Annotated in this window: 10 protein-coding genes and 1 pseudogene; 9 read left to right on the top strand and 2 right to left on the bottom strand. The window is 63.5% G+C overall.

The features are described from left to right. Nucleotides 1–6: 6 nt before the first annotated feature. The 9 genes and pseudogenes from B3D39_RS10420 to B3D39_RS10460 form a co-directional block, all read left to right on the top strand. Nucleotides 7–1,038: pseudogene (locus B3D39_RS10420) on the top strand (replication-associated recombination protein A); the annotation flags it as partial. 44 nt (nt 1,039–1,082) lie between these two features. After that, a complete protein-coding gene (gene crcB, locus B3D39_RS10425) occupies nt 1,083–1,460 on the top strand; it encodes a fluoride efflux transporter CrcB (RefSeq protein WP_078545316.1) in 378 nt (125 codons plus the stop codon). Beyond that, nucleotides 1,457–2,497 (top strand): RluA family pseudouridine synthase, encoded by a 1,041-nt coding sequence (locus B3D39_RS10430; RefSeq protein WP_286789668.1) that lies wholly within the window; start codon nt 1,457–1,459, stop codon nt 2,495–2,497. The genes crcB and B3D39_RS10430 overlap by 4 nt, the downstream gene beginning before the upstream one ends. After that, nucleotides 2,494–3,159 carry an HAD-IA family hydrolase gene (locus tag B3D39_RS10435; RefSeq protein ID WP_274962849.1) on the top strand — a complete coding sequence of 222 codons (666 nt, stop codon included), beginning with the start codon at nt 2,494–2,496 and terminating at the stop codon, nt 3,157–3,159. Before B3D39_RS10430 ends, B3D39_RS10435 begins: the two co-directional genes overlap by 4 nt. After that, nucleotides 3,156–3,866 (top strand): ATP12 family chaperone protein, encoded by a 711-nt coding sequence (locus tag B3D39_RS10440; protein WP_274962848.1) that lies wholly within the window; start codon nt 3,156–3,158, stop codon nt 3,864–3,866. The genes B3D39_RS10435 and B3D39_RS10440 overlap by 4 nt, the downstream gene beginning before the upstream one ends. Nucleotides 3,867–4,085: 219 nt before the next feature. Next, a complete protein-coding gene (locus B3D39_RS10445; protein WP_078521773.1) occupies nt 4,086–5,102 on the top strand; it encodes an amino acid ABC transporter substrate-binding protein in 1,017 nt (338 codons plus the stop codon). A 137-nt stretch (nt 5,103–5,239) separates the two neighbouring features. Next, entirely contained in the window at nt 5,240–6,502 is a 1,263-nt protein-coding gene (locus B3D39_RS10450) for an amino acid ABC transporter permease (protein ID WP_078521770.1), read from the top strand. 1 nt (nt 6,503) lies between these two features. Next, entirely contained in the window at nt 6,504–7,823 is a 1,320-nt protein-coding gene (locus B3D39_RS10455; protein ID WP_274962847.1) for an amino acid ABC transporter permease, read from the top strand. 16 nt (nt 7,824–7,839) lie between these two features. After that, nucleotides 7,840–8,631, top strand: a complete 792-nt coding sequence (locus B3D39_RS10460; protein ID WP_078540191.1) for an amino acid ABC transporter ATP-binding protein — start codon at nt 7,840–7,842, stop codon at nt 8,629–8,631. A gap of 119 nt (nt 8,632–8,750) precedes the next feature. Here the strand turns inward: B3D39_RS10460 and B3D39_RS10465 are convergent, their stop codons facing one another. After that, on the bottom strand, nt 8,751–9,734 hold the full coding sequence (locus B3D39_RS10465; RefSeq protein WP_078540190.1) for a malate dehydrogenase: 984 nt from the start codon (nt 9,732–9,734) through the stop codon (nt 8,751–8,753). A 106-nt stretch (nt 9,735–9,840) separates the two neighbouring features. Continuing rightward, complete coding sequence (locus tag B3D39_RS10470; protein WP_078521763.1) at nt 9,841–10,359, bottom strand: SixA phosphatase family protein; 519 nt, start codon at nt 10,357–10,359, stop codon at nt 9,841–9,843. Nucleotides 10,360–10,422 lie beyond the last annotated feature (63 nt).

The raw sequence follows: 10,422 nt of genomic DNA on the forward strand, positions 1-10,422 counted from the left end.
TAAGCTGATTTGCGCAAAGTGTTTGAGCGCGCCAAGGCGCGTCGCGCTGCGGGGAAAGGAACGCTCCTCTTCGTTGACGAGATCCACCGCTTCAACAAGGCGCAGCAGGACAGCTTCCTGCCGCATATGGAAGACGGCACGATCATGCTGGTGGGCGCCACCACCGAGAACCCGAGCTTCGAGCTGAACGCCGCTGTGCTGAGCCGGGCGCAGGTCATGGTGCTGGAGCGCCTCGACCTCGCCGATCTCGAACGCCTCGCACAGCGCGCCGAGAAGGCGCTCGATCGTCCGCTGCCGCTGACCGGTAAGGCGCGCGAGGCGCTGCTGGAAATGGCGGATGGCGACGGTCGCGCGCTTCTCAACCTGATCGAGCAGGTGGCGGCGTGGAAAGTCACCGGCACGCTCGACACCGACGCGCTGTCGACCCGGCTGATGCGCCGCGCAGCGAAATACGACAAGTCCGGAGATGAGCATTACAACCTGATCTCGGCGCTCCATAAATCCGTGCGCGGATCGGACCCGGATGCGGCGCTCTATTGGTTCGCGCGGATGCTGGAGGGCGGCGAGGACCCGCGCTATCTCGCGCGGCGCTTCGTGCGCATGGCGGTCGAGGATATCGGGCTGGCCGACCCACAGGCCCAGACACATGCGCTGCACGCTTGGGAAATCTACGAGCGCATCGGCTCGCCCGAGGGGGAGCTGGCGCTGGCGCAGACGGTGATCTATCTCGCGCTCGCGCCGAAATCCAACGCGGGCTATGTCGCCTACAAGGGCGCGCGGGCGCAGGCGCAGAAGACCGGATCGGAGCCGCCGCCCAAGCATATCCTCAACGCCCCGACCAAGCTGATGTCGGAACAGGGCTACGGCGCGGGCTATGCCTATGACCACGACGCGGAGGACGGCTTCTCGGGGCAGAACTACTTCCCCGACACGATGAAGCGCCCGGTCCTCTATCAGCCCGTCGAGCGCGGCTTCGAGCGCGAGTTGAAAAAGCGGGTCGACTGGTTTGCCAAGCTGCGCGAACAGCGCAAATCTTGACATTCAGGCCTGTGAACGCTCTTAGGGCGCCAAAGGAGACTGCGATGCTTTCTACGATTTTGCAGGTCGCGCTAGGCGGCGCGATGGGTGCATCGGGGCGCTACCTCGTCGGCGTCGGAATGATGCGCAGCTTCGGCGCGCAGCCTTTCCCGCTGGGCGTCATCACGGTGAATATCCTCGGCTCGTTCCTGATGGGCGCGCTCGTGGTGTTCCTCGGTGACAAGCAGCTGACCCATTGGAACGCCTTCCTCGCGACCGGCTTTCTCGGGGGCTTCACCACTTTCTCCTCTTTCTCGCTCGAAGCCTATCGCTTGATCGAGAAAGGTGATGTCACATTGGCAGTCAGCTATATCGGACTGTCGGTCGGCGCGGGGCTTCTGGGCCTCGTCGCTGGCATTCTATTGATGAGGGCCATGCTATGAGCGGCGTCCAGCATATCACTGTCACCGAAGACGAGGGCGAACAGCGCCTCGACCGGTTCCTGAAAAAGCGGTTTCCGCACCTGTCCCAGGGCATGATCGAGAAGTTCTGCCGCAAGGGCGACCTGCGCGTGGACAAGGGTCGGGTGAAGGCCAATTCGCGCGTCGCGCCGGGGCAGGAAATCCGGGTGCCGCCGATCCCCGATTCCGCGCCCGCGCCGAGGACCGAGGGTATCTCGGAGGAGGATGCGAAATTCATCCAAAGCTGCGTGCTCTGGAAGGACGAGCATATCATCGCGCTCAACAAGCCGCCGGGGCTGCCCTCGCAGGGTGGCTCGGGGCAGGGCAACCGCCATGTCGACGGGCTGAGCGAGGCGCTGACATTCGGCTACAAGGACAAGCCGAAGCTGGTGCATCGCCTCGACAAGGACACTTCGGGCGTGCTGCTGCTGGCGCGCACCGACCGCGTCGCGCGCCGCCTGTCCGAGGCGTTCCGCGGCAAGACCACGCGCAAGATCTATTGGGCGGCCGTCGCGGGCGCGCCCGAACCGAAGACCGGCACGATCCGCTTTGGTCTCGTGAAAGCGCCGGGTCACGGGCGCGGCGGCGAGGGCGAGAAGATGATCTGCATCCATCCCGCCAAGGTCGACAAGACCGAAGGCGCCAAGCGGGCCACGACCGATTACTTTACGCTGCACATCCTCGGTCAGCGGGTCAGCTGGGTCGCGCTGGTGCCGATCACCGGGCGCACCCACCAGCTGCGCGCGCATATGGCCGAGATCGGCAACCCGATCATCGGCGACGGCAAATACGGTGGCTCGAGTCAGGAGAACATGGGCGACGGCTGGGGCGCGCAACTGGGCGGCGAGATTTCCCGCAAGTTGCACCTGCACGCCCGCCAGATCAGCTTCGACCATCCGATCAGCGGCAAGCGTATCACGCTGACCGCGCCGTTGCCTGAGCACATGAAGCGGACCTGGGATCTGCTGGATTGGCATGAGGGCGACGTGCCCGCCGACCCGTTCGAGGATCTGAAATGAAGCTCGCGATCTTCGACGTCGATGGCACGATCTCGGATAGCCAGAACCACATCACCCATGCGATGACGATCGGGTTCGAGGCGGCGGGTCTGCCCGCCCCGCCGGCCTCCGCCGTGTTGCAGATCGTGGGTCTGTCGCTGCCGCTCGCTGTGGCGCGGCTTGCGCCGGAGCACGATGCCGAGACGCAGGCGCGTATCGTCGAGGGCTACAAGCAAAGCTACAAGACCGCGCGCGCGGCTTCGCCTGCGCCGCTCTATCCCGGGGCGGAGGCGCTGCTGCGCAAGCTCGCCGCGCGCGACGACATGCTTCTGGCGGTCGCTACGGGTAAATCCCGCCGCGGACTGCGGGCACTGATCGAGTATCACGGTCTGGAAGGTCTCTTCGTCAGCCAACAGACCGCCGACGATCACCCCTCGAAGCCGCACCCGTCGATGATCGGCGCGGCGTTGAGCGAGGCGGGCGTGGACGCACGCGACGCGGTGATGATCGGCGATACCAGCTTCGATATCGAGATGGGCCGCAGCGCCGGCGTCGCGACGATCGGCGTGCGCTGGGGCTACCACGCGCCGCACCTGCTCGAAGCGGCGGGCGCGCATCAGATGGTCGATGATTTCGACGCGCTGGAAACGACACTTCTGGATCTGTGGGAGATGAGCGCATGAGCGAATGGGCGGCCAAGCGGTTCTGGACGGAAACCACCGTCACCGAGCACCCCGAGGGGTTCGGCGTGGCACTGGACGGGCGTGCGGTGAAGACGCCGGCGAAAGCCGCGCTGACCGTGCCGACCCGTGCCTATGCCGAGGCCATTGCGGCCGAATGGGACGCGCAGGACGGCGCGATCAAACCCCATACGATGCCGGTCACTCGCTCTGCCAATGCGGCGATCGACAAGGTGGCGCATCAGCATCCCGAGGTCGTCACCCATGTCTGCGAATTCGGCGGCACCGATCTTCTGTGCTACCGCGCCGAGGCTCCGACGGAACTGGTCGAGCTTCAGAGCGCGAAATGGGATCCGCTGCTGGAATGGGCGGCGCAAACCTATGGTGCGGAGCTGAAGGTCACGACGGGAATTCTGCCGGTCGATCAGCCTGTCGACCATTTGGCACGGCTGGAGGCGGAGGTGGCAAACCTCGACCCCTTCGCGCTGGCAGCTCTGCATGATCTCGTGGGCATCACCGGCTCCCTCGTGCTGGGGCTGGCGGTCACCCGCGGCAGGCTCTCGGCTGAAGAAGCATGGGAGATTTCGCGACTCGACGAGGACTGGCAAATTGCCCAATGGGGCGACGATGAAGAGGCGGCGGAGATCGCCGCACACAAGCGCGAGGCGTTGTGTGACGCGGCTCGAATCTGGGTGCTCACCGAAAGGTGACCGCCGCGGATTCTCACGCCGCTTATTGACCTGCCAAAAGCATCATCACTTGCTGACGATTTACGCAGGGGCCCTCACGAATTCCGGAAACTAGCCTTGACCTTCTTTGATCGGATGGACCAAACTTTCGTTACTCCGTGTCATGGAGACACGATCGACCAGGTCCGTGAGGGACCAAGAACCGCTCTGTCAGAGCGGCGACAACAGGAAGAGGTAAAAATGAAGAAATCCGTCTTTTTCGGCGCGCTGACGGCTGCGACGCTGACTGCCGGTCTGGCTGGCGCGGCCACGCTCGATGACGTGAAATCGCGCGGAGAGCTGATCTGCGGCGTGAACACCGGTCTCGTGGGCTTCGCCGCGCCGGATGCCAACGGTAACTGGTCCGGCTTCGACGTCGCGGTCTGCCAGGCCGTCGCCGCCGCTGTGCTGGGCGACCCCTCGAAGGTTAAATACGTCCCCACCTCGGGCCAGACGCGCTTCACCGCGCTCGGTTCGGGCGAAGTGGACCTGCTCGCACGCAACACCACCTGGACCTTCTCGCGCGACACCGACCTGAAGCTCCAGTTCACCGCGACCAACTACTATGACGGTCAGGGCTTCATGGTCCGCAAGGATTCGGGCGTGACCTCGGCCAAGGAACTCGACGGTGCGTCGATCTGTATCCAGACCGGCACCACGACCGAGCTGAACCTCGCCGACTACTTCAAGGCCAACAACATGTCCTATCAGCCGATCACGGTTGATTCGAACGCCGAAGGCGAACAGCAGTTCCTCGCCGGCGCTTGTGACGCCTACACGACCGACGCGTCGGGCCTCGCAGCCACCCGCGCCGCTTTCGCGAACCCTTCCGACTACGTGATCCTGCCGGAAATCATCTCGAAAGAGCCGCTGGCTCCGGCCGTCCGTCAGGGCGACGATCAGTGGACCGACATCGTCCGCTGGACCGTCTTCGCGCTGATCGGTGCTGAAGAATACGGCGTGACCTCGGCCAATATCGACGAGCTGGCCAAAGGCACCGACAACCCGGAAGTCAACCGCCTGCTCGGCACCGAGGGTGACCTCGGCGCGATGATCGGCCTCGACAAGGACTGGGCCGTCAAAGCCATCAAGGCCAACGGCAACTACGGTGAAATCTTCGCCGCGACCATCGGCGAGCAGACCCCGATCGGTCTGGCCCGTGGCCTGAACGCTCAGTGGACCCAAGGCGGTCTGATGTACGCTCCTCCCTTCCGCTAAGAAGGGCCCGGCAGGGGCGCGGTTCAATCCGCGCCCCTGTTCCGTTTTCAAGAGACCGTGCGTAGGGGAGACATCCCCACTAAGGCCCGCAAGAATGGCCAGACAAAAATAACGACGCGGCAACAGGGGAAATAAGAATGACAAGCGCGCCCGACGCGCCGGAGCAGGGCTTCCGGCTCAGCCAGCTTATCTATGACACGCGTTATCGCTCCCTGACGATTCAGGCGATCGTCTTCATCCTCGTGATGGGCGGCGCGGCATGGCTGGTGGACAATGTGATCCAGAACCTCAACGACCTCGGGAAGGATTTCAATTTCTCCTTCCTCGGGCAGAGGGCCGGTTACGATATCGGCAATGCGATCATCCCGTATAACAACGACATGAGCCACGGACGTGCGCTGCTTGTCGGCCTCATCAACACGCTCTGGGTGTCCTTCCTGGGCTGCGTCGCCGCGACGATCATCGGGATCTTCGTGGGCGTGCTGCGCCTGTCGAAGAACTGGCTCGTGGCGCGGCTGATGACCGTCTATGTCGAGGTCTTCCGCAACATTCCGGTGCTGCTGTGGATCCTGGTGGCGATCGCGCTGCTGACCGACGTGGCCCCGTCGCCCAACGCCTATAAGGTGAACCAGCAGACGGGCGAGGCACAGGCCTCCATGCTGCTCGACTCGGTCGCCTTCACCAATCGCTACACCGCGATCCCGTCGGTGCATTTCGATCGCTCGCTCGGCTCGCTCGATACGGCGCTTGCACCGATCTCGCTCAACTTCCTCGCGCTGGTGATCGTGCTGATCGCCTCGATCTGGGTGAACAAGCGGATGCTGACCCACGCCGCCAAGGTGCAGGAGGCGACCGGGGTCCGACCTACAATGTGGTGGAAGAGCGCGCTCGTGCTGATCGCGCCCGTTGTGATCCTCGCCATTGCGCTCGGGATCAATCCCGAGGAGCCGCAGATCAAGGGCTTCAACTTCACAGGCGGCACGAACGTGTCGAACTCCTTCGTGGCGCTCTGGCTCGGCCTGTCGCTCTATACGGCGGCCTTCATCGCCGAGATCGTCCGCGCCGGTATCCTCGCTATCTCGAAAGGCCAGACCGAGGCCGCCTTCGCGCTGGGTCTGCGGGCCAATCGCACGATGAGCCTCGTGATCCTGCCGCAGGCGCTGCGGGTCATCATCCCGCCGCTGATCTCGCAATATCTGAACCTGACGAAGAACTCCTCGCTCGCGATCGCCGTGGGCTATCTTGAACTGCGCGGCACGTTGGGCGGTATCACCCTGAACCAGACCGGGCGCGAGCTTGAGGCGATCACGCTGATGATGCTGATCTACCTCGCGATCTCGCTGTCGATCTCGGGCGTGATGAACGTCTACAACAATCGCGTGAAGCTGAAGGAGCGGTGAGATGAGCGATACACAAGCCCATTCCGTCGCCTATGTCCGCGACACGATGCTGCCGCAACAGCCTGCCCCCGCAGGGCAGTCCGGTGCGGTTCAATGGCTGCGCGAGAACCTGTTCTCGGGCTGGCTGAACACCTTGCTGACCCTTCTGGGCGTGGCCTTGATCTACACGCTGGTCATGCATTTCCTTCCCTGGTTCCTGCATGGCGTCTGGGACGCCAACTCGATCAAGGAATGCCGCACGATCATCACCGACCGTTACGGCGAAGGCGCGACCGGCGCCTGCTGGGCGGTGATCCGCGAGCGTTGGCACCAGTTCATCTTCGGCTTCTACCCGCCGGAACTGTACTGGCGCCCGATCCTGACCTTCCTGCTGCTCTTCGTGGCGGTCGGCCCGCTTCTCTTCACCTGGGTGCCGCGCGTGCTCGCGTGGTTTACGCCGGTCTACCCGTTCCTCGCCGTCTGGCTGCTCTGGGGCGGCTCGGGCTGGACGCCGATCATGATCTTCGCAGGCTTCGTGCTGGGCGCGGCGATCCTGTTGGTGCTGTCGCCGCGGCTTGGCTCGATCATGGCCTTCTCGATCGGCGCTTTCGTCGCGATCCTCTACTTCCTCTTCGTGGTGGGCCCGCTCATCGACGGGTTGCAGGCGATCCTGCCGTGGGGGCTGGAATCGGTGGACTCCGCCAAATTCGGGGGCTTCCTGCTGGCGATCACGCTGGGTGTGGGCGGCATCATGATGTCGCTGCCGCTGGGGATCGTGCTCGCGCTCGGGCGGCAATCGGACATGCCGCTGGTCAAAGGCTTCTCGGTGGTCTTCATCGAGTTCATCCGCGGCGTGCCGCTGATCACGCTCCTGTTCGTGGCCTCGCTGCTGCTGAACTACTTCCTGCCGCCGGGCACGAATTTCGACATCATCCTGCGGGTGATGATCCTCGTGACCTTCTTCGCAGCCGCTTATATCGCCGAGGTGATCCGCGGCGGTCTCGCAGCACTCCCGCGGGGCCAATACGAGGCGGCTGATGCGCTGGGGCTCGATTACTGGAAGGCGCAGCGGCTGATCATCCTGCCGCAGGCGCTGAAGATTTCGATCCCGGGCATCGTCTCCACCTTCATCGGCATGTTCAAGGATACGACGCTGGTCGTGTTCGTGGGTCTCTTCGACCCGCTCAAGGGCATCCCGGACTTCATCCGCGCCGACTTCAACTGGAAAGGCATCTACTGGGAGCCCTTCATCTTCGTCGGCGCCATCTTCTTTATCCTGAACTTCGCCATGTCGCGCTACTCGATGTCTCTCGAGCGTCGACTGCAGCGTGATAACCATTAATCGGGGACTAGACACAATGACCGAACCGCAATTCGAACGTCAGGTCGACCGCAGCCATATGCAGGTCTCCGACGAGGTCGCGATCCAGATCGAGAACATGAACAAGTGGTATGGCCAGTTCCACGTCCTGCGCGACATCGATCTGACCGTGCAGCGTGGCGAGCGTATCGTCATCGCCGGGCCCTCGGGCTCGGGGAAATCGACGCTGATCCGCTGCATCAACCGTCTGGAGGAACACCAGGCGGGCAAGATCGTCGTCGACGGGATCGAGCTGACGAACGACCTGAAGAACATCGACAAGGTCCGCCGCGAAGTCGGCATGGTGTTCCAGCACTTCAACCTGTTCCCGCATCTGACCATTCTCGAGAACCTGACGCTGGCCCCGATCTGGGTGCGCAAGACGCCCAAGAAGGAGGCCGAAGCGACGGCGATGCATTACCTCGAGAAGGTGAAAATCCCCGAGCAGGCCGACAAGTATCCCGGCCAGCTTTCGGGCGGCCAGCAGCAGCGTGTGGCGATCGCGCGCTCGCTGTGCATGAAGCCGCGGATCATGCTGTTCGACGAACCGACCTCGGCGCTCGATCCGGAGATGATCAAGGAAGTGCTCGACACGATGATCGAGCTGGCGGAAGAGGGGATGACCATGCTCTGCGTGACCCACGAGATGGGCTTCGCGCAGGCGGTGGCGAATCGGGTGATCTTCATGGCCGACGGTCAGATCGTCGAGCAGAACAACCCGCATGACTTCTTCAACAACCCGAAATCCGAGCGGACCCAGCAGTTCCTGAGCCAGATCCTCGGGCACTAAGACAAGGCTGGGGGTTTCACACCCCCAGACCCCCGTGGGATATTTCCGCCAAGGCGAAGAATTAAAAAAAGGGGCGGTGCGAATACTCGTGCCGCCCCTTTTCTATATTCGCGTCCGATTTAAAGAAGGTCGGAAACCGCTTCGCGCTCTTCTTCCAGTTCGCCGACGGTGCGGGCCATCATCTCTTTCTGGAAATCGTTGAATTCCAGACCTTCGACGCGCTCGTAATGACCGTCCTTGCAGATCACCGGCAGGCCGACCATCAGCCCCTCGGGGATGTCGTAGAGGCCGGTCGACGGCACGGCCATCGACACCCATTTGCCGTCGGTCCCGTGGATCCAGTCATACATGTGATCGATCGCGGCATTGGCGGCGGAGGCAGCCGAGGACGCGCCACGCGCTTCGATGATCGCAGCGCCACGGGTGGCAACCTGCGGGATCAACGTCTCGCGATACCAGGTCTCGTCGCCGATGATCTCGGAGAGCTTGCGACCCTTCGCTTCGGCTTCGGTCCAGTCGGCGAACATGGTGGGCGAGTGGTTGCCCCAGACCACGAAGCGCTCGATGTCGTCGACATGCAGATCGGCCTTCGACGCGAATTGCGTCAGCGCGCGGTTGTGGTCGAGCCGGATCATCGCGGTGATGTTCTCGGTCGGGAAGTTCGGCGCGTTGGCCGCGAGGATCATCGCGTTGGTGTTGGCCGGGTTGCCGACGACCACGCATTTCGCATCGCGCTTTGCGGCCTTGTCGAGCGCTTCACCCTGCACGCGGAAGATCTCGGCATTGGCCGACAGCAGATCGCGGCGCTCCATGCCTTTGGTGCGGGGGCGCGAGCCCACGAAGAACGCGGCATCGATATCGGTGAAGGCGGTCACCGGGTCATCGGTCACAACGGTGCCGGCGAGCAGCGGGAAGGCGCAGTCTTCCAGCTCCATCACCACGCCACGCACCGCGTCGAGCGCCTGCGGCAGGTCCAGAAGCTGCAAGATCACCGGCTGATCGGGACCGTAGACATCCCCCTTGGCGATGCGGAACAGCAGCGCGTAGCAGATCTGACCGGCAGCCCCGGTGACGGCGATGCGTTTCGGCGTTTGAGCGGACATGGAAACCCTCCTGTGATGATTACGCCAGAGAGATAGGGCACAGGCGCGCGGCTGGCCATAGAAAACCGTGCCCTAACGTCACGATCACGGGAGGGAAAAGCTGTGTTCAGCCGCGCCGGGTCGGCGTGAAGAAATCGAGCACCGATCCCTGTCCCGGCTGCACCTCGTCCCAGCTGTCGATCTGGAAATCGACGATCAGCGTGGCGCAGGTCGGGAAGCGGCGGAAATCGGGATCATGCAGCGCGCGTGCGGGCAGGCGATGTGCGAATTCCGCGATGCCCGGGTTGTGGCCCAGCATCATCACCGTCGGCGCGGAGGCGGTCCGCAGGACCTGAAGCATCATCTCGGGGGCTGCGTGGTAGAGGTCTTCGACATAGCTCACCTCCGGCCGCGTCTCGATCACCGCGCGCTCTACCCGGTCCCATGTCTCGCGGGTGCGCGTCGCCGAGGAGCAGAGCACCTCTTCCGGCTCCAGCCCGCGCGAGGCGAGGAAATCGCCCAGTTCGAGCGCGGCCGCGCGTCCGCGCGCATTGAGCGGGCGATCACGATCTTCCATCGCCGGGTCGTCCCAGCTGGATTTGGCATGGCGGGTCAGGATCAGGCGGCGATAGCCGAGCGGTGTCATGGGTGGAACTGCCTCATATGCCATGCGGATTGCTGAGGCAGCCTGCCATAGCTTTCACCTGCC

It is taken from the genome of Thioclava sp. UBA3469, from assembly GCF_002378135.1.
Lineage (GTDB): Bacteria > Pseudomonadota > Alphaproteobacteria > Rhodobacterales > Rhodobacteraceae > Thioclava > Thioclava sediminum.

Bases quoted from the DNA above. Each gene is read 5' to 3' on its own strand.
- B3D39_RS10460 (WP_078540191.1), top strand. From the start codon at position 7,840: ATGACCGAACCGCAATTCGAACGTCAGGTCGACCGCAGCCATATGCAG.
- B3D39_RS10450 (WP_078521770.1), top strand. From the start codon at position 5,240: ATGACAAGCGCGCCCGACGCGCCGGAGCAGGGCTTCCGGCTCAGCCAG.
- B3D39_RS10465 (WP_078540190.1), bottom strand. From the start codon at position 9,734: ATGTCCGCTCAAACGCCGAAACGCATCGCCGTCACCGGGGCTGCCGGT.
- crcB (WP_078545316.1), top strand. From the start codon at position 1,083: ATGCTTTCTACGATTTTGCAGGTCGCGCTAGGCGGCGCGATGGGTGCA.
- B3D39_RS10445 (WP_078521773.1), top strand. From the start codon at position 4,086: ATGAAGAAATCCGTCTTTTTCGGCGCGCTGACGGCTGCGACGCTGACT.
- B3D39_RS10455 (WP_274962847.1), top strand. From the start codon at position 6,504: ATGAGCGATACACAAGCCCATTCCGTCGCCTATGTCCGCGACACGATG.
- B3D39_RS10430 (WP_286789668.1), top strand. From the start codon at position 1,457: ATGAGCGGCGTCCAGCATATCACTGTCACCGAAGACGAGGGCGAACAG.
- B3D39_RS10440 (WP_274962848.1), top strand. From the start codon at position 3,156: ATGAGCGAATGGGCGGCCAAGCGGTTCTGGACGGAAACCACCGTCACC.
- B3D39_RS10435 (WP_274962849.1), top strand. From the start codon at position 2,494: ATGAAGCTCGCGATCTTCGACGTCGATGGCACGATCTCGGATAGCCAG.
- B3D39_RS10470 (WP_078521763.1), bottom strand. From the start codon at position 10,359: ATGACACCGCTCGGCTATCGCCGCCTGATCCTGACCCGCCATGCCAAA.